We start from the raw sequence: 20,437 nt of genomic DNA, 5'->3' as shown, positions 1-20,437 counted from the left end.
TTTTTATAATTAACGTCTAACTCTACACTTGAGGCTCATACTTTGAATGATCAAAGTTTTTATGAGATTCAATATTTTCAGGCACTAAACCAAATGCTGTTTGCTTACTTAAGTTTTGTGTATTTAACTCATCATATTTTATGTACCATGCTTTATGCATTTTATAAAATGGTATTTCTGGCCACAAATGATGGATTAAATGATAGTTTTGATAAACCAATAAGGGTGTCAACAACCATTCCCACCCCATACGCATGGTTGTCGCCATGTATTTGTCTTCTGTTTGACTAACCGTTGCAGGGTAATGAGGCAATATAACAAATACAATCGCGATCAATAGCAAGGTAATACGCGAAGGGATAAACCACAACATAAACAACTCGTAACCAAATCCAAAATACAACGCAGCAACAAATAGTAGCGCCAATGATGAATAATAAGTAATCAACTGTACCATATGGCGTTGAATTACTTTACCCCCATGTTTTAAGAAATAGTAAATATACCACGCATCAAAAAATGACCATCTAAACGGCACCTGCCACCAGGGAGATTCGTGCTCGAAAAGGTCGGGATCTTTTGGCCCATTGGTATAGATATGATGTTGATTGTGCACCCATCTTAAGGCCACCATGGGTGCATATGGAAATAAGAAAAATAACCCAATCGCACCTATTGTTTCATTGACAGGTTTAATACTCGATAGGGAGTGATGTGATGCATCATGAATCACACTAAATAAGCCATACGTTAAAAGACCGTTGATAATGGCTCCTTGCCACATGGGTAGAGATCCCTCTAACGCGTAGTACCAAACTAGTCCCAAGCCAGCCATAATGCCTATAAATAACAATACAGTAGGAATTGCTAGTGTGGGTGCTTTTCTAAGTGATTCAAAATATGCATCACTTGCAGATGTGTCTTGTGTACTCATAATGTCTCCTTCAAATTAACTTATACTTCTTAGACTGATCATACTAACAAAAGTTACAAAACTTTATAAGTGTCTTTATTTGACACCAGCATGTCATTTTGTGACAATTACACGACAACGCTTGGTAACCCTTGCTTTCATAGAGGAACTTATGGCTCAGTCAATTATACTCCCCGTTAGCTACATACAAATAGCTATTCGAGAATTGTCAAACAAGGGTATTACCCCTGAGCAAATCTTTGAAGGCACTAAATTGTCCTGTCATTCCATACAAAAAGATGGTTATGTCACATTAGATCAATTTATTAAGGTTATCCTTAATACAAGGAAACTAAGTAACAATCCAGCTATTGGTCTATTACTGGGTTCGTTCCTACACCCTTCAACTCACGGCCCTGTTGGCTGGGCAGCCATCAATAGTCCTACGTTATCGGATGCCATCAATATTTTTCAGCGGTACAGCCAAATTCGAACACCTTTTATTTTATATACAACGCTCACCCATGGTGAAGATTACATCATTCGCTTAACGCTGACAGATAGCCTAAAAGCCGCCCACCTTATTTTTATTGAGGCCATGCTCATGTTATTACAGCATATTATTGAGTTTATTCTTGGTAGACCCATGACTGAGGCTAACTTATACATGAATAGCTTCAAACCAAGTTACGCTGATAGCTATGGACAATATTTTCATTGTCCCGTTCATTTTAATTCTGGCCACCTCGAAATTCGCCTTCCCATTGCTATGAAGAACACAGCAAACCCTAATGCCGATAAACACATGTACCAAATTGCGCTGGAACAGTGCCAAGAAGCCCATCACCAGCTGCGGCGCGATATAAATATCAGCACCGAAATATACGACTATATATCTGCAAATTTAAGTTGCTCTCCAACACTTGAGTATACCGCCATACATTTTGGCCTTACACCTCGCACTCTCATCAGGCGGCTTAAAGACCAACAAACCTCTTTCCAAAAAATAAAAGATGAAGTTTACGCATTTCAGGCCAGCGGCTATTTACGGAGAAGCGTTATAGCTATAGACACTTTGTCTGTTATTTTTGGCTACACTGATCCTGCAAACTTTAGACGTAGCTTTAAACGATGGTTTGGTATGAGCCCCCAACAATATCGCGAACAACAAACTGAAGCTTCAAAAAGAAACTAAGGCAGGGTAATTACTTATCTTCTTTTATTTTTCCAAGCCTATACGCCAATTGTGGTCGCGTCATTCCCAGTTTTCTAGCGGCACCCGATAAATTACCACTCGACCTTTTAACCGCTTCTTTAAGAATCGTCTCCTCTATATCAAATAGGTTATTCTGGGCCTCAAAAAACATATCAACAAATTGGTTATAAAGCCCTTTCTTTAGAGTTTTCAACTGGCCATTCTCATTAACTATTCCCTCAGAATTCTCATCAATATCCATCATCGCAAAAAGGTGTTCTAGTTCAATAGAGCCACCATTTTCACAAAGTAAAACACCTCGCTCAATTACATTTTCAAGCTCACGGATATTCCCCGGCCACTCATATCGCTCCAGTTGAACCATGGCATGCTCAGTCACTCCTTTAATTTCTTTTTGATACTTCACTCTATATTGATCAACAAAACTCTCAGCTAATAAAGCAATATCACCTTGCCTTTCTCTAAGTGGTGGAATAGTAATCGGATAGACATTTAAACGATAAAATAAATCGCGTCTAAAATCACCTGACTCAACCTTATCGAGCAAGTCTGTATGTGTAGCCGCCACAACACGAACATCTACAGAAATCACTTTAGTACCGCCAACTCGTTCCAACTCTCCTTCTTGCAACACACGTAGTAATTTTGCTTGCGCCGAATAGGACAGGTCCCCTATCTCATCTAAAAATAATGTCCCGCCATTCGCTCGCTCAAAACGCCCTTTTCGAGATTCATGCGCACCCGTATAAGCCCCTTTTTCAACACCAAATAATTCAGATTCTAATAAATCTTCTGGAATCGCCGCACAATTTATAGCGATGAAATTTTTTTCGCTCCTAGCGCTCTTTCGATGAAGTGAACGAGCAAACAACTCCTTTCCAACCCCTGTTTCACCTAACAAGAGAACCGTAACAGGCCCTTGTGTTGCTTTTTGTAATAAAGCAAAGGCACTATGAAATGATTTAGACTCGCCAACGATGTCTTGCTGTTCATTATTAATATTTTTTATTGAAGATCTTAAATTGACCACCTCATCACGTAGATTAAGAATTTTATCGACAATACTTTCTGACTCATAATATTTCGTCCACTCTTCTGAATTTTCCCACTCGTCAACTGGCTTTCCAATCACTACACAATCATCAGCACCACACCCATTGCAAGCTTGCTCAACAAATAAAATAGATTGCCCAGTAAACTCCGAACTATAACCACTGGCATAACCAACCTCCATCCAACAAACAGGGTCTGTGGCAATGCCATATGCTTTTTTATGCGCCTCACTTTCATAGGAGTCTTTCCAGACAAGCTCCATATAAAATCGTTTTTTCAGCACATCAATTTCAATTTGGTTGACTTTAACGCTTACCAAACCTTCTAACTGATGAAGCTCGGGGCCTACCATAAATTGGTCTAGCTCAGATGCCCCTGGTCGTAACTTTTTTGCTAGCCTTGCGTCTGCCACACCTGCTTGAAACCCAGTACGCATCATAATGCCTTTAGCATGTTCGACACCCAGAGTTTCCACTAACTCCTTACGCATAGACCCAGATGCTGCACTATGCATCAACAACATGCGTTGTTCGCCTAACCAAATATGCCCTGACTCAAAGGAAAACCGTATGCGGTCCTTCAAATCATCACTTGGCATTAATCTATCATCCTTTACATGCACCATAATCAAAACGGGTTAAGAATAAAGTTGGACCGACAGCTTAGCATAGAGCCCATGAAGTCATTTAACCCAAGGGTTATTTAAACCAGTCATCTAATTCATCACCATCAAGCTCATTAATAGCGTACTCATTAAAATCTTTATAGGTGTTCCAATCATGGATTTTTTGACTGGCGGAATCCTTTAAATCTTGATCTGACAGTTGCTGTTGATACTTGTTAAGCATCAATTCACTGTAATCATTGCACTGCTTAAGAAAATCAATAACAATTTTTTTTTGAATATCTAACGGAAGATGTTTTTGGCTCATTTTATTCTCACTTAATATTGACGCTGCTTTTGTTAGGCGATAGAGTCATTTAATCTAACAACAATAAGATTCCATGAGAAAAATAATTATCGCTATAACTGGGGCTACCGGGTCTATTTACGGTACCCGTTTACTTGAAATTCTGCAAACTGTCGATGACGTTGAAACACATTTGATTCTTTCCAATGCGGGTGCACTAACTGCTCAATATGAATTAAATATGGATAAACAAGAGCTTATGTCGCTGGCCGACGTAACGCATCACCCAAAAGATATTGGCGCATCAATTTCAAGCGGCTCATTTATCACCGACGGTATGGTTATTGCGCCATGCTCTATGAAAACACTCGGCTCCATTGCCAATGGTATAGCTGATAATCTAGTCTCTAGAGCTGCAGACGTGATACTAAAAGAACGCCGAAAACTTATTTTAATGGTTCGTGAAACACCCTTAAACCTTGTTCACTTAAGAAATATGACGACCCTCTCCGAGATGGGCGCCATCATTGCACCGCCCGTACCGGCCTTTTATATTCAGCCAAAGTCTATCGACGACATAGTTAATCATTCAGTTGGAAGAATACTAGACACATTAGATATTTCTAATGTAGATTATGTAGCCCGGTGGCAAGGTCTTTCAAAATAATAATCACCCACCTTTAAATAATTACACTCGAAGAGGAGCTTATGTTAAGCAGACGCACTTTTATTAAATCCGCACTGGCCACTAATGTCGCCTTATTAGCCACGCCATCTCAAGCGCTTCAACAGGTTTTCACCGGCTCTGAAGAAATCCCATTACTGGTCTTTGCAGATGAGCATTCAGCTCATTCAAAACATTTTATCTCCAATGTTGCCGAGCGCAAGTCTAATATCGATTTAGATATTGGCCAACACTTTGACCTGCTTAGAGAGTTTTGCAAAGAGTCCCCTATGGGCCAAATTTCAGGCTTAACCAGAGATTCCGATTTTTTTGCCCTTGAACAAATCGCAAAGGACTTTGGTTTTTACACCCAATATTCAGCCACACATCATTATTCCGGAAACATGTTGACGCACGAAGTCTCTAGTTCGAAAGACTCTGCTGAACTAATTACCTCATCACTAAAAAACGCAAAAGAACAATGGCCGCAATGGCTTGCAAATCATATGCGAGTTTTACCGAGAGGGAATGCCCAGCTCGTGACGCAAAAAACACAGATCAGCCTAGCCAATACCGATCAACATGACTTCTTAGTCTCTTGGTCTTTAAGCCCAAATAAAAACAAATAACAATTGGAACAACCATGACTAAACCACTCCCACAAGGCATCACTTTAGGCCAGCTTAATGCGGCGATTGCCGAGATCGAAAAAGTCGTCGGCAAAGAATATGTTTACTTGGATGACATAAAAGAACTTCGCAGCTATCGCGACCCTTATAACACCACCAATGATGCTGACTTTGCTCCATCCGCTGCTGTTGCACCTCATAATGTTGAGCAAATCCAAAAAATTCTTGCCATCGTTAATAATTACAAAATACCTGTTTGGACAATTTCCACCGGTAAAAACTTTGCCTACGGTGGACCCGCTCCTCGTAAGCCCGGCTATATTGTTCTGGATTTAAAGCTCATGAATAGAATTCTTGAGGTTAACGAGAAACATGGTTACGCAATCGTTGAGCCTGGTGTGAGCTATTATGACTTATATAACTACCTTCAAGAAAAAGGCTCAAAGCTTTGGATTGATTGTGCCGCACCCGCCTGGGGCGGAATTGTCGGTAACACCTCTGAGCACGGCGCTGGCTACACACCTTATGGCGATCATCTATTAATGCAATGTGGTATGCAAGTCGTGCTTGCTGATGGTACTGTCGTTGAAACCGGCATGGATACTACTGCAAACAGTAAAACAGGCGGCCTCTACAAGTACGGTCAAGGCGCTGCGATTGATGGATTATTCACCCAATCAAACTTTGGTGTCATTACCCGTATGGGCATCTGGTTAATGCCAGAACCTCCGGGCTATACACCTTTTATGATTACTCTGGAAAATGAGCATGACCTTGAAACAGTAACCGACCTCTCGTTACCACTTCGGGTTAATCAAGTCATTCATAATGCACCAATGACTGTTGATTTACTATGGGAAGCAGCCATGTCTGTTAGCCGTAGTCAATACTATACGGGCAAAGGCCCAATGCCAGACAGTCATCGTAAAAAAATGGCTAAGGACCTCGATTTGGGTATCTGGAATTACTACGGTGCTGTATACGGCCCAGGCCCGATGATGAAAAACAATATGGATGTTATCAGAGATACATTTGGTAGTATTCCAGGCGCAAAATTTCATTATGACGACACCAGAAAAGGTGACCCCGGTTGGGATTACCGCGTCAAACTAATGAAAGGTGTTCCTAATATGACTGAGTTCAGCCTACTGAATTGGGTTGGTGGCGGTGGTCATATTAACTTCTCGCCTATTTCAGCCGCTGATGGCAAATCATCTATGAATCAATACAAGATGATTGAAAAACGTGCACACGAATACGGCTTTGACTACATTGGCGAATTCTTAATTGGCTGGCGAGATCAACACCATATCTTTATGCTGATGTTTAACCGCATGAGCCCAGAAGAGAAAAAGCGCGCTCACGATCTATTCGCTATTTTAGTTGATGAGGCAGCCGCCTTAGGATACGGCGAATACCGTACTCACTTATCCTTTATGGACCAAATCGCTGGCACATTTTCATGGAACGACAACGCACTTTGGGACACCCATCACGCCCTAAAAGATGAATTAGACCCAAATGGAATCCTTTCTCCAGGAAAACAGGGTATTTGGCCAAAAAATTTAAGGGGTGAGTCATGAGTAAATATTTTTTAATTATTACAAGTCTTCTGTTTTTGACTGCTTGCGATCAACAAACAACAGATTCTGCAACAAACCCAGAACCAAGCACTCAAAAAGAAACTGCCGTAATTCCTGAAACTGTGGCAGAGCCTACTTCAAACTATGAGCCTAGCAACCGCTCAGGAAAGGTAATTTTTGACCTACACTGCGCTGGTTGTCACGATTCTGGTAATGCGTATGCAGCCACCAAACAACTTGCTCTAGTTCGTGGCAAGGATCTAGCCGTTATTAGAGAACGTACAGACTTAGTTCCTGACTATATTAAATATATTGTTAGAGACGGGCTGCTAGAGATGCCTCCTTTCCGCCCAACAGACATTAATGATAAGGAACTAGATAACTTAGCAGCATATATCGTTGACAGTGCTAAAGCACACGCAAATAAGGAAAGCAAATAATGAGTACCGACAAAAAACCGTTATCCGCTGAAGCCAAAGCTGTTGGCGAACGTATTGGCAGCTTACGTGATTTTCTAGAATTTTTAGAAGAAAATGGCCAATGTATTACTTGGACTGATGAAGTCATGCCTGAACCAGATATTCGCAATATAGCTGTTGCTGCTGGTCGTGATTCAATGAATGGCCCAGCTGTTATATTTAATAATATCGCTGGCTACCCAGGCAAAAAACTCGTCCTAGGCGTACATGGTAGTTTCACCAATCTAGCACTATTGTTGGGGCACCCTAAAGGCACCACTATAAAAGAATTGTTTTACGACATTATTTCTCGTTGGGGTGACGATAAACCACTACTCGATTTTATTGAACCAGAAGCTGCTCCAGTCAACGAAAATCGCCTGACTGACAACTTCAACCTTTATGATTTATTACCGCTTTATCGTATTAATGAATATGACGGTGGCTTTTATATCGGCAAGGCTAATGTTGTCAGCCGTGACCCACGAGACCCCGAAAACTTTGGTAAGCAAAACGTCGGGATTTACCGTATTCAAGTGCAAGCACCGGGCGAGTTTACCCTGCTGTCAGTTCCTGCACATGATATGGGTCGTCACATTGTCGCTGCTGAACAAGAAAATGTACCATTAAAAATATCCGTCATGCTCGGCAACCACCCAGCTATGTGTATGTTTGCAGCAACACCTGTTGGTTATGAAGAGTCTGAGTTTGCCTATGCATCTCAAATGATGGGTAGTCCGCTACGACTAACAAAATCAGGCAACGGCATGGATATTTTGGCTGATTCAGAAATGGTTATCGAAGCAGAACTAATGAATGGTGTGCGTAGCTTTGAAGGGCCTTTTGGTGAGTTCCCTGGCAGTTATAGTGGCGTTAGAAAAATACCTCGCTTTAAAGTAACGGCTATTTCACACCGCAACGACCCTATTTTTGAAAATATTTACATTGGTCGCGGCTGGACAGAGCACGACACCTTAATTGGCCTAAACACATCAGCACCAATCTACGCACAACTTAAAAAAGACTTTCCTGAAGTTGTTGCTGTTAACGCCTTGTATCAGCATGGCCTTACCGGCGTAATATCGGTTAAGAATCGGTTTGCTGGCTTCGCAAAATCAGTGGCCATGCGAGCACTTGGCACGCCACATGGCACCATGTACCTTAAAAACTTAATCATGGTTGATGATGATGTTGATCCTTTCGACCTAAACGAAGTGATGTGGGCCTTATCAACACGTACCCGGGCTGATGACACGATTGTTATCCCCAATATGCCATTGATTCCGATTGATCCGGCAGCAGAAGTTGCGGGCAAAGGTCATCGCTTAATTATTGATGCAACAAGCTTTATGCCACCCGATAAATTGGGTTCCGACTCAAAAATTGTTACCCCACCATCGGGGGCAAATATTGATGAATTAGCTAAGGTTATTCAATCATTACAAAATGGAGGTCAATCATGAGTTTATGCCCACGCTGCCAAGCCGCCGAAGAAAAAATCCGAGTTGAACATAAAGGTCTCAATGCTCAAGGTGAACTCGTTTGGACAATCTTTCATTGTAGCGCCTGTGAGTTTACATGGCGAGATAGTGAGCCTGCTACTTCCATAGATTACGAGGAACGGGAAGCATTTTTCAGGGTTGATCCTGAAAAACCATATCCAATAATTATGCCTCCGGCTCAATATAAATAGGTTTATCAGCATGAAAAATATTATAGAAAACCTTAACGGCTTATTAGGTGCTGACAACGTCATTAGCGCTTCAGATCAACCTACAGAATATCAATTTCTAACAGACCGCATCAATAATGGTGAGCGTGAAGTCATCGCCGTGGTAACGCCTAGCAATCTAGAGGAATTAAAAAATCTACTGGTCTCTTCCACAGATGAAAGCTATTCCTTGTTCAACCTATTAAGCCCTGGAGAAATAAACACCGCGCCTATTCCCGCAAAAGGTGCCATCGTAGTTATTGATCTTAAAAAGCTTAATAGTATTATCGAAGTTAACACTCAAGCTGCTTATGCACTGATCGAGCCTGGCGTTAGCTATGCTCAACTCAATGAATACTTAGAAGCCAATAACATTCCTTTTATCGTTGATTTTGATAAAAACTCAACTCAATCGGTTTCAGGTGGGATCAGTAATAGAAGTTATGGCTACACGCCGTATGGTGACCACCTCATGATGCAATGTGGTATGGAAGTGATGCTCGCGAATGGTCGTTTAATACGTACAGGTATGGGGGCGATGCCAAACAGCGACTCGTGGCAATTATTTAAATATGGTTTTGGTCCCTATATTGACGGCACCTTTACCCAATCAAGCTTAGGCATTATTACCAAAGTAGGTATCTGGCTAATGCCCAAGGCACCAGCTTATAGACCGTTTGCCATTCAACTGCCAAACGAAGCAGCCATGAATCAAGCCGTTGAGATTATGCGCGACATGAAAATTAATATGCTGGTTCCAAATACGGTAACTGTTGCTTCCGCAAAGTCTGACGCCTTGCAATTCTCTACTGAAGCCCTGGAAGACATTGGTAACAACGATGAAGCGGCGACAAAACACCAATTGGGTGCTTGGAATATGTACGGTGCTTTGTATAACATGCCAGCCAACGTTGATTTCTTATGGCAAGCTATTAATGGCGCCTTCAGCCAAATTGAAGGGGCTAAATTTTTAATGCCTGAGGAAACAGCCAATAACCCTATCTGGGCTCAGCGTGAAATGAAGATGGATGGAAAATTCAATACAATTAATCCAAACTTATCAGGCTACTCATCCATCAATGTACATTTTGCTAGCCCAATTGATGGTGACGATGCAGTTAAGATGCAAACGCTGCTAGAAAGCGTTAACAACCCAGCGGAGCTTAACATCATCGGTCAGTTTGCGCTGACATGGCGTACCATGATGACGCAGCTTCAAGTGCTCTACCCTACAGGTGATGCTGAAAAACTAGCACAAGCACGTCAACTCACTAAGCAGCTTATTGACGACTTTTCAGCTCAAGGATACCCTACTTGCCTAGTGGATGCGGACATGCAAGAAGCCGTTGATGCCGTCAGTCTAGATGGACTCAAAACACTTAAAAACCGTGTTAAAAAAGCACTCGATCCGCAGTCTGTTTTTGGTTAAAACTGCTCCATATTATTATTGCTGAGTCGTGTCACTAAGCATTTTGTTTAATGCACGACTCAGCATAATTGAGTTGTAACAATACGCCGAGTTATTTTAATTAACTTATTCTTCAAACCTTACTAACAGTAGATACTTATTATGATTAAAACCTATGACCTTTGGATTAATGGAGAGCACACAAAACCAGCTTCTGGAAAATATTTTGATGTCCTTAACCCGCTAGATGACAGCCTTTATTGCAAAGCCGCCGAGTCTAATCAAACAGATATCAACAACGCAGTAGATGCTGCTCATGCTTGCTTCTCCAGCTATCGAAAATGCTTAGCTAAAGACCGTGAAGCAATGCTTACAAAAGCCGCTGACCTGCTCGAAAGAGACCGTGAAGAATTCCTTGAAATCCTAATTGATGAAGTCGGCTCTCCAATCAACAAAGCACAATTTGAGGTCACTCAAACAATTGGCCAGCTCCGCGCTGCTGCCGGTAGCGCACGTCGTATTACAGGTCAAACCATGCCGTCTGACACACCGGGCCGTTTAAGCATGAGTGTGCGTAAGCCATTGGGCGTTGTTGCTGCTATTACTCCGTTTAATGTTCCCTTATTAAAAGCTGCAAAATTAGTCGCCTCGCCGTTAGCGACTGGTAATACTGTTGTATTATTAACCTCCGAAGAAGCACCTGCGGTCTCTTTCCGCTTTGCCAAATTGATAGAAGAAGCAGGCTTTCCTGCAGGCAGCTTAAATGTCGTGTCTGGTTTCGGTGTGGATGTTGGTGACTTTTTGACCGACCACCCTCTAGTAAAAGCCGTTATGTTCACCGGTTCCAGTGTAGTCGGTAAACACATCAGCGAAATTTGTGGCCGTAACATGAAACCCTGTGTTCTAGAACTCGGTGGTAAAAGCCCCTATATCGTTTTAGCTGATGCCGACCTTGGATTAGCGGTACAAAATGCCATTATCGGCATGTTCTTTTATCAAGGCCAAGCATGTATTGCATCCAGCCGTATTATTGTAGAAGCAGCTGTGTACGATCAATTTGTTGAAATGTATAGCGCTGCGGCCAAGCAGTTATCAATGGGAGACTTACATGAGATGTCGACCATCTTGGGGCCCATTATTTCACCACGCCAACGCAACCGAGTACGCACACATATTGAAGATGCCGTATCAAAAGGGGCGACTCTCGTTACCGGTGGTGAGTGGGAAGGCAACCGTTGTCAGCCGACTATTCTTACCAATGTCACCGAGGACATGATTGTCTGTCGCCAAGAAACGTTTGGCCCGGTGACCTCCATTTACTCTGTTGAAAACGCTGAAGAGGCGTTAGCACTCGCAAATGATACACATTATGGGCTCAGCGGTGCTATTCACACCAACGACCTTAACAAAGCGCTATCGTTAGCACATGAAGTAGAAACAGGCATGATACATATCAATGCGCCAAGTGTTTACGATGAACCACATGTACCATTTGGCGGTATTGGCGACAGTGGCTTCGGTCGTGAAGGTGTTGATGTTGATATTGATGCGTTAACACAATGGAAATGGATTACGATTCAAATGCCTGGTTACGATCAAGCCCACTAATAGCAAGCTTTTCAATTAAAACATTAACTTAAAGACTTTAAATATTAAAGGACAAACATGACTACCAAACATGAACTATGGATAAACGGTGAGCACACCCAACCTGACAGTGGAAAATATTTTGACGTTCTAAACCCGTTAGACGATTCACTCTACTGCCAAGCCGCTGAGTCAAATGATGCAGACATTAACAAAGCAGTAGAAGCAGCACATCATTGCTTTCAAACCTATAGCAAAACATTAGCTAAGGATATTGAAGCAATGTTGTGTAAAGCCGCTGATTTAATGGAAAGGGATCGTGCTGAGTTTACAGACATTCTAATTGACGAAATCGGCTCGCCAATAAACAAAGCCAATTTTGAGATTGGCTATGCTATCACCCATTTACGCGCTGCTGCAGGCGTAGCGCGTCGCGTCACGGGGCAAACCATGCCATCTGACACGCCGGGCCGAATCAGCATGAGCGTGCGTAAACCTTTAGGCGTTGTTGCAGCCATCACACCGTTCAACGTACCATTGATTAAAGCAGCAAAATTAGTCGCATCACCCTTGGCAACGGGCAACACCGTTGTACTACTGTCCTCAGAAGAAGCACCAACACTGTCTTTCCGTTTTGCTCAACTACTGCATGAAGCCGGCTTCCCTGCGGGTTCTGTTAATGTTGTCTCTGGCTTTGGTGTTGACGTAGGTGATACCTTAAACAGCCACCCACTGGTTAAAACAGTGATGTTTACTGGTTCTAGCCGAGTAGGTAAACATATTGGTGAAATTTGCGGTAAACAAATGAAACACGCCGTGCTTGAGCTTGGCGGAAAAAGCCCACTCGTTATCTTGGCAGATGCTGACCTTGGATTAGCAGTCAAAACGGCTATTTTTGGTATGTTTTTATACCAAGGCCAAGCCTGTATGGCCTCCAGCAGAATCATTGTTGAAGAAGGTATTTATGATCAATTCATCGCAGCCTATAAACAAGCGGCAAGCCAACTGTCTATGGGCGACTTACGTGAAATGTCCACCATCCTTGGCCCTATTATCTCTCAACGCCAGCGTGACCGAGTACGCCGTCATATAGACAATGCAGTAGAAAAAGGTGCTACCATCGAAACCGGCGGTAACTGGCAGGGTAATAAATGTGAGCCAACGATCCTAACCGGGATCACAGAAGAGATGGATGTTTGCTACGAAGAAACTTTTGGCCCTGTAACCTCGGTCTATTCGGTTAAAGATTATGAGGCCGCTCTCGAGATGGCAAATGATACGCCCTATGGACTCAGCTCGGCTATTATTACTAACGACTTAAATAAAGCCTTAGATTTTGCCGAGAACATTGACTCTGGCATGGTTCATATCAATGCCCCTACTTTGTATGACGAACCTCACGTACCTTTTGGCGGTACAGGCGACAGTGGCTTTGGCAGAGAAGGAATCGAGGTCGACGTTGATGCACTAACGGAGTGGAAATGGATTACCATTCAACTCCCTGACGCAAGCGCTGGACACTAAGAATTTATGTTTAAGTAACATTAAAAAGCAGCCCTTCCCGGCTGCTTTTTTTGTGTCAAAAATTTATTATTAAACTTCTACTTAAAAGGATAATCTCATGATCAAACCCGCCAGTGATTTTATTAAAGAAGCCCAAAAAATATGCAATTGCCTTGATGCCGTTGCAGCTAAAGAACTTGCCGGGCAGTCAAATAACCTGATTATTTTGGATGTTCGAGAACCACATGAGACCGCCGAATCAAAGCTTGAACAGGCCATCAACATTCCTCGCGGCCTATTAGAAATGAAAGTACAAAACCATTGCACCGACCCTGATACTCTCATTCTTATCCATTGCGCAGGAGGTGGCCGTGCATCTTTAGCCGCAGCCAGACTACATGAAATGGGCTATCGTAATGTCCATGCCATTACCGAAAAATTTACCGACATCAAGAAGGCTTTTGACTAGCTAGGACAACATAAAAAAACACTAATCAACCTAATTTGAAGACTTTATTTTATTTCAAACATCTTAAAAGTGAGAGGTAGATCCATGTACAAAATAATACTATCGAGTTACAGTTAACTCATAGGTATGCTGAATAGGACTCATGGATGGATGCTCCCAAACAACCCAGCAATGAAACTCAACGTCTAGAGGCTCTTAAAAAGCTCAACATTCTTGATACGCCAGATGAAGAGCGTTTTGACCGCATAACAAACATTGCTCAGCAGTTTTTTAACGTGCCCATTGCGTTAATTAGCTTAGTGGATGAAGATCGCCAGTGGTTTAAATCCAAACAAGGCCTTTCTGTGTGTGAAACATCCCGAGAAATTTCTTTCTGCGGCCACACTATTTTACAATCCGATGTATTTGAAGTTCAAGACACCCTCTTAGATCCACGATTTAAAGACAACCCTTTAGTCACTGCAGCACCTAATATTCGGTTTTATGCAGGCACCCCTCTCCAAACAAAAAGTGGCTTTGCTATCGGCACATTATGCTTGATTGATTCACAACCCAAAAAACTCTCATCCACTGAAAAAAAAGTGCTAAACGATTTAGCAAACTGGGTGCAAGATGAACTGGCTCATAACGAAGCCATGGCGGCCAGCACTATTATTCGAGAAAGTGAAGCACGTTTAAATGCCATTTTAAATACCGTGGCAGATGGCATTATCACCTTAGACTCCAAAGGCACACTTGAAAGCTTCAATGCCGCCGCCACACGTATTTTCCAATACCAGCCAGAAGAAGTCATTGGCAAAAACATTAATATATTAATACCTGAGCTATATCACAATGAGCATATCGGCACTGGCCGCGAAGTAACAGGCCTTCGTAAAGATGGCAGCACCTTCCCAATGGACCTCTCTGTCAGCGAAACTGTTGTTGCTGACCGGCATTTTTATACCGGTATTATGCGTGACATTACCGAGCGTCAAGCGATCGAGAAAGAACTCTTATTAGCGAAACAGTCCGCAGAGGTAGCTAACCAAATGAAGTCTGAGTTTCTTGCCAATATGTCACATGAACTACGAACACCGTTAAACGCTATTATTGGTTATAGCGAATTATTAACTGAAGATGCTCAAGACGTTGGTCTTACACAACAAGTAGCAGACTTAGAAAAAATTCACACGGCAGGCAATCACCTACTGAGCCTAATCAACGATGTGCTCGATTTAGCTAAAATTGAAGCTGGCCGAGTTGAATTGATGCCAGAAAAAATTGCTATTTCAAGACTTATTAATCAGGTCGTAACAGTCGCACAAAAGCAAATTGAAAAAAATGGAAACACCTTCAATGTTATATGCCCAGACGATCTTGGTGATTGCATTACTGACACTGTAAAGGTATGCCAAGTTCTCCTTAATTTATTGTCAAACGCAAGCAAATTCACAGAACAGGGGCAGGTAACATTGTCTGTACAAAAGGAAAACTCACAACTCATTTTTAGCGTAGAAGATACCGGTATTGGTATGACACCCGGCCAATTAGATAAAGTTTTCATCCCCTTTGTTCAAGTAGATAGTGGTACGACTCGACAATATGGTGGTACTGGGCTAGGTCTACCGATAAGCGAGGAAATCTGCCAACTAATGGGTGGTGAAATTAAGGTCAATAGCGCCAAAGGGAGCGGCTCAACATTTACGGTAACGTTACCCATTGATATATCAACCCTCGTTAAAATAAAAACCTATTTAGCAGAACAACCAAAAGAAAACACTTCGCCTGAAAGTAGTCCTAAAGGCTCCATCTTAATCATTGATGATGACCCCCAAGTACACACATTATTGAGCCGACACCTTAATAAAATGCCATTTAAGATCATTACCGCTCAAGATGGCAAAGCTGGTGTTAAAAAAGCCCGTGAGCACGCCCCCTCAGTCATCATATTAGACATCATGATGCCCGAAATGAACGGCTGGACAGTTTTACAAATTTTAAAATCTGATCAACGTACCGCACAGATCCCTGTTGTCATGAGCACCTTTTTAGATGAAAAGAAAAAAGCTTTTGAATTGGGCGCAATTGACTACCTTAACAAACCTGTTAATAAAAACAATTTATTACGTGTCGTCAGTAAAGCTATTAGCAACAACAAAATGCCTGAAATATTAATTATCGAAGATGAGGCAAGCACCATAGCTAAACTGGAGCAAGCCCTCGAAAATTTCGGTTGCACCATAACAAAAGCACTCAACGGTAAAGAAGGCGTTAATAAAATAAGAAACCACTTCCCCGACTTGATTCTGTTAGACCTGATGATGCCTGAAATGGATGGCTTTACATTCTTAGAAAAACTACACCAACTACCCAATACCAAAGAAATTCCCATCATCGTTATGACAGCCAAAGATCTATCACCCGTTGAAAAAGACCTCTTAAAGACCTCGACTCAACAAATCATTACCAAAACATCACTACTCATGAATACCGATAATGTCATTCTGCAAATTATTAACCGCATCCAAACTAGTGCTCTAAAAGCCTATGACACTTAAAATTCTACTGGTGGAGGATAATGAAATGAACCGTGATATGTTGAGTAGACGCTTATATAGAAAAGGCTACCACATGATCCTTGCTGAAGATGGTCAACAAGGCATTGAGTTAGCCTTGTCAGTATCGCCTGATGTCATTTTAATGGATATGAATTTACCGATCATTGATGGTTGGCAGGCAACTAAAACCATTCGTAAACATGAAAAGCCGCTAGGCAAGCATACGCCTATTATCGCCGTCACCTCTCATGCTATGACATCAGATCAAGAAAAAGCCATTAATGCGGGTTGCGACCACTATGAACCCAAACCCATTAACTTAGACCAACTGATTGAAAAAATAGAGCTTTTACATGCCACCTTTCAATCAAAAAACGCTGAGAAAAGTTGTGATGAAACTCAGCCATAAGGCTTAAGAGTATGACCATGCAAACTATTCTAGTCGTCGATGATCTTTCAGAAAACTTGGAGTTATTGTCACGCATTTTACAACGAGAGGGGTATAAGGTCCTCAGCGCTGTCAATGGTGAAGATGCCTTAGCACAACTCACTACGTCTAACCATATTGATTTAATTATCAGCGATATTTTAATGCCCATTATGGACGGTTACGAGTTTTGTAGACAAGTTCAGCAAAATGACCGTTTTTGCTCCATCCCCTTCATTTTCTATACGGCCACGTATACCGATGAAAAAGATAAAGAGTTTGGATTAAAACTTGGCGCAAATCGTTTTCTCATCAAACCTCAAAAAACACAAGACTTATTAAACATCATAAAAGAAGAGTTAGCCAAACCGTTTAAAGTTGAAAAGAACAACATCACACCCGATGCTAAAAGCCCACTGATAGAATCTGAACAACAGTATTTACGGCAATACAGCAGCCGATTAGTCCATAAACTAGAAGATAAACTGCTTGAACTCGAACAAAAAAACACCGAGTTGGAAGAAGAAATGGCCAAGCAATTACAACTTAAACAGCACATTGAATTACTGAACGCTGATTTAGAACGCCGTGTTGCATCACGAACCAAAGACCTGCTCAGCGCCAATCAAAAACTACTGGAAATGGACCAAATAAAAAGCATGTTCATCGCCTCTATGAGTCATGAGCTAAGAACTCCCTTAAACTCAATCATTGGTTTCACCGGCATTATGTTGCAAGGCATGAGCGGCGAGATCACCGATGAACAAGCTAAACAACTCGGCATTGTCAAAAAGAGCGCGTCTCACTTATTAACCCTGATTAATGATGTGATAGATGTCAGTAAAATAGAGTCAGGTGTTGTGTCAATTACTAACCATAATTTTGATCTAATCGAGTTAATAAAAGACGTTATCCAAATACTCTCAAAAGCCTGTTTAGACAAGCAGTTAACTATTCGATCAAACCTACCTGAAAGCTTTTCTTGTTTTAGTGATAAGCGCCGTATTAAACAAATCCTAATTAACCTACTGGATAACGCCATTAAATTCTCCAATGAGGGAGAAATCATCATCTCACTCACTCAAAGAGAATCGTTTTTTACCGTGACTTTCTCTGACACTGGCATCGGAATCAGCGACGATGATACCAACAAACTTTTTTTACCGTTTAGCAAACTCAACCCAACTCAAGCCAACAATCCACGAGGTAAAGGCACTGGCTTAGGGCTTTATCTTTCACAACGATTAGCTAACAAACTTGGTGGACAAATAACCATGACCAGCGAACCTAATAAAGGTAGCAACTTCTCTTTAACATTACCCATTGGAGGAGCCAGCAAATGAAAACTATTTTAATTGTCGATGATAACCCTGATAACCGTTACCTTATTACCTACATCCTAAATAACAATGCCTTTCTAACCATTGAAGCTGTTAATGGTACACAGGCGGTTAACAAAGCGCTGGATGAGCAACCTGACTTAATCTTAATGGATATACAGCTACCTGATATGAGTGGCTTAGAAGCGACACAACAAATTAAACAATCCACACCCCATCGCCACATTCCCGTCGTTGCATTAACGTCTTATGCTCTAGATGGCGATAAGGATAAAGCCCTCAAAGCAGGGTGTTCTGGTTATATCGAAAAACCCATTAACCCAGACACTATCATCGATCAAATCCACCAAGCATTAGCGTCATGTTAGCTATAAACACCATTTTAATTGCAGAAGATATCGAAGATGATCGGTTGATGCTGATGACCCTTTTAAAAGGGCATGGCTACCAAACCGTTGGTGCAGAAAATGGTCAAGATGCGATGGATAAATTGGCTAAACAAAAATTTGACCTGATTATCAGCGATATCTTAATGCCAGAAATGGACGGGTACCGCTTTTGCCTGTCTACTAAGTCTGATGAACGCTATCAAAAGATTCCTTTTGTTTTTTATTCAGCAACCTTTACTGAAGATGTTGATGAAGCTTTAGCAAAAGAAGTTGGCGCCGATTTATTCATCGCCAAACCAACAGACCCTGAGCAATTTATCATTCAAATTAAAAATATACTTTCGCCCGTTGAGAAAAAAACTCCAATAGATGCCCCTGTTTCACATACAAATGAAACTAATTTAACGAAGCAATACAACCAAAGTCTCTCAACCAAGCTTGCAATTCAGGCCATAGACCTTAAAGCGTCTGAGATTAAATACAAAGCTTTATTTGAAACAGCTCAATCCGCAATCATCATCTGTGATAGTGAAAAACTCATTGATTGCAATACAACTTGTTTAAAACTGCTTGGCTGCCATCATCGAGACCAATTTATTGGTACCAAGATAACCGATTGGTCTGCCACCACTCAACCAAACGGCTCTAAATCAACCTTAACTGCCGCACGATATATTACTTTGGCTCTTAGGGAACAAAAACAGTCTTTCGAATGGAACTTAAAAAAACTTAATGGCGAGCTATTTCCTGCATCCGTAGAACTCAGCTCGATGGTAATAGATAACCAGTTACTGATCCAGGCTACCGTTCATGACATAAGCCAGCGTAAACGAAAAGAGCAACAAGAGCAGCTCCACAAAGAAGTGCTTAGGCAATTATTAGACTCTCGTAACCTAGCTACCGTACTAGAAAAAATTGCTACCGGATTAGAACATGAAATACCGCATACCCGATGTAGCATTTTATTAGCTGACGCTCAGAACCAATTATCTCTAATAGCGGCCCCTTCAATGCCAGATAGTTACCAACAAGCTATTAGCCAAAGCTTTACAGAGTCCAGCAACTGCTTATATAAGCAAGCAATACAGCAAGGCCGAAAAATCATAGAGCGTACTCCCACCAGTAGCCAGCAGCCAACTGACTATAAAATAATGTCCGAAACAGGGTTTAATGCCTGCTGGTTAGAACCCATCGACCTCTCATCAGACGACACTTGCGTTATTGCTATACATTTTCGCGACAAAGCAATGCCTATGACGACTCAAAATATTGAGTTATTTTCTTTTTATGTCAAATTAATTGAAATCGCTATTCAACGATACGAAGCTAATAAACAACTAAACCTAGCCAATGCCATTTTCCAACATTCTGTTGAAGCCATGTTGTTAATTGATAAAGACTATAAAATTATTACCGCTAACCCCTCTTTTACTACCGTGACGGGATACTCTGTTGAAGAAGTAATTGGTAAAACCCCTCATATTTTAAGATCAGGTCGGCACGATGAAAAATTTTACGACAAGATGTGGAAATCATTGGCTGATACTGGCCAATGGCAAGGGGAAGTCTGGCATAAACGGAAAAATGGCGAACATTACACAGAATAGCTAACAATAACAACTATTTACGATGATAA

The 20,437-nt window shown here is 41.6% G+C and carries 19 protein-coding genes; 16 read left to right on the top strand and 3 right to left on the bottom strand.

The window, feature by feature from the left end; genetic code table 11:
* Positions 1-22: 22 nt before the first annotated feature.
* Positions 23-934 carry a fatty acid desaturase gene (locus tag KUG63_RS05520; RefSeq protein ID WP_020932977.1) on the bottom strand — a complete coding sequence of 304 codons (912 nt, stop codon included), beginning with the start codon at positions 932-934 and terminating at the stop codon, positions 23-25.
* A gap of 151 nt (positions 935-1,085) precedes the next feature.
* Here KUG63_RS05520 and KUG63_RS05515 point away from each other — a divergent pair, with 151 nt between their 5' ends.
* Complete coding sequence (locus KUG63_RS05515) at positions 1,086-2,108, top strand: AraC family transcriptional regulator (protein WP_287554365.1); 1,023 nt, start codon at positions 1,086-1,088, stop codon at positions 2,106-2,108.
* Positions 2,109-2,118: 10 nt separating this feature from the next.
* Here KUG63_RS05515 and KUG63_RS05510 read toward each other — a convergent pair whose 3' ends face one another.
* Complete coding sequence (locus KUG63_RS05510; RefSeq protein ID WP_287554363.1) at positions 2,119-3,780, bottom strand: sigma-54-dependent Fis family transcriptional regulator; 1,662 nt, start codon at positions 3,778-3,780, stop codon at positions 2,119-2,121.
* A 100-nt stretch (positions 3,781-3,880) separates the two neighbouring features.
* On the bottom strand, positions 3,881-4,114 hold the full coding sequence (locus KUG63_RS05505) for a hypothetical protein (protein ID WP_287554361.1): 234 nt from the start codon (positions 4,112-4,114) through the stop codon (positions 3,881-3,883).
* 73 nt (positions 4,115-4,187) lie between these two features.
* Here KUG63_RS05505 and KUG63_RS05500 point away from each other — a divergent pair, with 73 nt between their 5' ends.
* The 15 genes from KUG63_RS05500 to KUG63_RS05430 all read left to right on the top strand — a co-directional run bounded on the left by KUG63_RS05500 (position 4,188) and on the right by KUG63_RS05430 (position 20,408).
* On the top strand, positions 4,188-4,760 hold the full coding sequence (locus KUG63_RS05500) for a UbiX family flavin prenyltransferase (protein ID WP_015005307.1): 573 nt from the start codon (positions 4,188-4,190) through the stop codon (positions 4,758-4,760).
* A gap of 41 nt (positions 4,761-4,801) precedes the next feature.
* Complete coding sequence (locus KUG63_RS05495; protein ID WP_287554359.1) at positions 4,802-5,386, top strand: hypothetical protein; 585 nt, start codon at positions 4,802-4,804, stop codon at positions 5,384-5,386.
* 14 nt (positions 5,387-5,400) lie between these two features.
* Positions 5,401-6,969, top strand: a complete 1,569-nt coding sequence (locus KUG63_RS05490; protein WP_015005305.1) for an FAD-binding oxidoreductase — start codon at positions 5,401-5,403, stop codon at positions 6,967-6,969.
* A complete protein-coding gene (locus KUG63_RS05485) occupies positions 6,966-7,409 on the top strand; it encodes a c-type cytochrome (protein WP_020161842.1) in 444 nt (147 codons plus the stop codon). Before KUG63_RS05490 ends, KUG63_RS05485 begins: the two co-directional genes overlap by 4 nt.
* On the top strand, positions 7,409-8,890 hold the full coding sequence (locus tag KUG63_RS05480; protein WP_016389838.1) for a non-oxidative hydroxyarylic acid decarboxylases subunit C: 1,482 nt from the start codon (positions 7,409-7,411) through the stop codon (positions 8,888-8,890). Before KUG63_RS05485 ends, KUG63_RS05480 begins: the two co-directional genes overlap by 1 nt.
* Positions 8,887-9,120 carry a non-oxidative hydroxyarylic acid decarboxylases subunit D gene (locus KUG63_RS05475; RefSeq protein WP_015005302.1) on the top strand — a complete coding sequence of 78 codons (234 nt, stop codon included), beginning with the start codon at positions 8,887-8,889 and terminating at the stop codon, positions 9,118-9,120. Before KUG63_RS05480 ends, KUG63_RS05475 begins: the two co-directional genes overlap by 4 nt.
* Positions 9,121-9,130: 10 nt before the next feature.
* Positions 9,131-10,567, top strand: coding sequence for an FAD-binding oxidoreductase (locus tag KUG63_RS05470; protein ID WP_287554356.1), 1,437 nt, complete (start codon positions 9,131-9,133; stop codon positions 10,565-10,567).
* Positions 10,568-10,708: 141 nt separating this feature from the next.
* Positions 10,709-12,154: an aldehyde dehydrogenase family protein gene (locus tag KUG63_RS05465; RefSeq protein ID WP_287554355.1), complete on the top strand. Its 1,446-nt coding sequence runs from the start codon at positions 10,709-10,711 to the stop codon at positions 12,152-12,154.
* A 57-nt stretch (positions 12,155-12,211) separates the two neighbouring features.
* Entirely contained in the window at positions 12,212-13,657 is a 1,446-nt protein-coding gene (locus KUG63_RS05460) for an aldehyde dehydrogenase family protein (RefSeq protein ID WP_287554354.1), read from the top strand.
* 97 nt (positions 13,658-13,754) lie between these two features.
* Positions 13,755-14,105, top strand: a complete 351-nt coding sequence (locus tag KUG63_RS05455; protein WP_073023468.1) for a rhodanese-like domain-containing protein — start codon at positions 13,755-13,757, stop codon at positions 14,103-14,105.
* Positions 14,106-14,251: 146 nt separating this feature from the next.
* A complete protein-coding gene (locus KUG63_RS05450) occupies positions 14,252-16,645 on the top strand; it encodes a response regulator (RefSeq protein ID WP_287554351.1) in 2,394 nt (797 codons plus the stop codon).
* A complete protein-coding gene (locus KUG63_RS05445; RefSeq protein ID WP_073023464.1) occupies positions 16,635-17,054 on the top strand; it encodes a response regulator in 420 nt (139 codons plus the stop codon). The genes KUG63_RS05450 and KUG63_RS05445 overlap by 11 nt, the downstream gene beginning before the upstream one ends.
* An 11-nt stretch (positions 17,055-17,065) precedes the next feature.
* Positions 17,066-18,415, top strand: coding sequence for an ATP-binding protein (locus tag KUG63_RS05440; protein ID WP_277642673.1), 1,350 nt, complete (start codon positions 17,066-17,068; stop codon positions 18,413-18,415).
* A complete protein-coding gene (locus tag KUG63_RS05435; protein WP_277642674.1) occupies positions 18,412-18,780 on the top strand; it encodes a response regulator in 369 nt (122 codons plus the stop codon). Before KUG63_RS05440 ends, KUG63_RS05435 begins: the two co-directional genes overlap by 4 nt.
* Entirely contained in the window at positions 18,774-20,408 is a 1,635-nt protein-coding gene (locus KUG63_RS05430) for a PAS domain S-box protein (protein ID WP_287554349.1), read from the top strand. The genes KUG63_RS05435 and KUG63_RS05430 overlap by 7 nt, the downstream gene beginning before the upstream one ends.
* The last annotated feature ends 29 nt before the right edge of the window (positions 20,409-20,437 follow it).

The sequence above is a fragment of the Cycloclasticus sp. genome, assembly GCF_019090545.1.
Lineage (GTDB): Bacteria > Pseudomonadota > Gammaproteobacteria > Methylococcales > Cycloclasticaceae > Cycloclasticus > Cycloclasticus pugetii.
The sequence above is the reverse complement of the archived record's forward strand: the minus strand, read 5'-3'. Positions and strand labels throughout refer to the sequence as shown.

What these genes read in the sequence shown, in the direction of transcription:
- KUG63_RS05495 (WP_287554359.1), top strand. Translation starts at nt 4,802, where the DNA reads ATGTTAAGCAGACGCACTTTTATTAAATCCGCACTGGCCACTAATGTC.
- KUG63_RS05470 (WP_287554356.1), top strand. Translation starts at nt 9,131, where the DNA reads ATGAAAAATATTATAGAAAACCTTAACGGCTTATTAGGTGCTGACAAC.
- KUG63_RS05445 (WP_073023464.1), top strand. Translation starts at nt 16,635, where the DNA reads ATGACACTTAAAATTCTACTGGTGGAGGATAATGAAATGAACCGTGAT.
- KUG63_RS05450 (WP_287554351.1), top strand. Translation starts at nt 14,252, where the DNA reads ATGGATGCTCCCAAACAACCCAGCAATGAAACTCAACGTCTAGAGGCT.
- KUG63_RS05510 (WP_287554363.1), bottom strand. Translation starts at nt 3,780, where the DNA reads ATGCCAAGTGATGATTTGAAGGACCGCATACGGTTTTCCTTTGAGTCA.
- KUG63_RS05475 (WP_015005302.1), top strand. Translation starts at nt 8,887, where the DNA reads ATGAGTTTATGCCCACGCTGCCAAGCCGCCGAAGAAAAAATCCGAGTT.
- KUG63_RS05435 (WP_277642674.1), top strand. Translation starts at nt 18,412, where the DNA reads ATGAAAACTATTTTAATTGTCGATGATAACCCTGATAACCGTTACCTT.
- KUG63_RS05505 (WP_287554361.1), bottom strand. Translation starts at nt 4,114, where the DNA reads ATGAGCCAAAAACATCTTCCGTTAGATATTCAAAAAAAAATTGTTATT.
- KUG63_RS05465 (WP_287554355.1), top strand. Translation starts at nt 10,709, where the DNA reads ATGATTAAAACCTATGACCTTTGGATTAATGGAGAGCACACAAAACCA.
- KUG63_RS05440 (WP_277642673.1), top strand. Translation starts at nt 17,066, where the DNA reads ATGACCATGCAAACTATTCTAGTCGTCGATGATCTTTCAGAAAACTTG.
- KUG63_RS05480 (WP_016389838.1), top strand. Translation starts at nt 7,409, where the DNA reads ATGAGTACCGACAAAAAACCGTTATCCGCTGAAGCCAAAGCTGTTGGC.
- KUG63_RS05490 (WP_015005305.1), top strand. Translation starts at nt 5,401, where the DNA reads ATGACTAAACCACTCCCACAAGGCATCACTTTAGGCCAGCTTAATGCG.
- KUG63_RS05460 (WP_287554354.1), top strand. Translation starts at nt 12,212, where the DNA reads ATGACTACCAAACATGAACTATGGATAAACGGTGAGCACACCCAACCT.
- KUG63_RS05455 (WP_073023468.1), top strand. Translation starts at nt 13,755, where the DNA reads ATGATCAAACCCGCCAGTGATTTTATTAAAGAAGCCCAAAAAATATGC.
- KUG63_RS05500 (WP_015005307.1), top strand. Translation starts at nt 4,188, where the DNA reads ATGAGAAAAATAATTATCGCTATAACTGGGGCTACCGGGTCTATTTAC.
- KUG63_RS05430 (WP_287554349.1), top strand. Translation starts at nt 18,774, where the DNA reads ATGTTAGCTATAAACACCATTTTAATTGCAGAAGATATCGAAGATGAT.
- KUG63_RS05515 (WP_287554365.1), top strand. Translation starts at nt 1,086, where the DNA reads ATGGCTCAGTCAATTATACTCCCCGTTAGCTACATACAAATAGCTATT.
- KUG63_RS05485 (WP_020161842.1), top strand. Translation starts at nt 6,966, where the DNA reads ATGAGTAAATATTTTTTAATTATTACAAGTCTTCTGTTTTTGACTGCT.
- KUG63_RS05520 (WP_020932977.1), bottom strand. Translation starts at nt 934, where the DNA reads ATGAGTACACAAGACACATCTGCAAGTGATGCATATTTTGAATCACTT.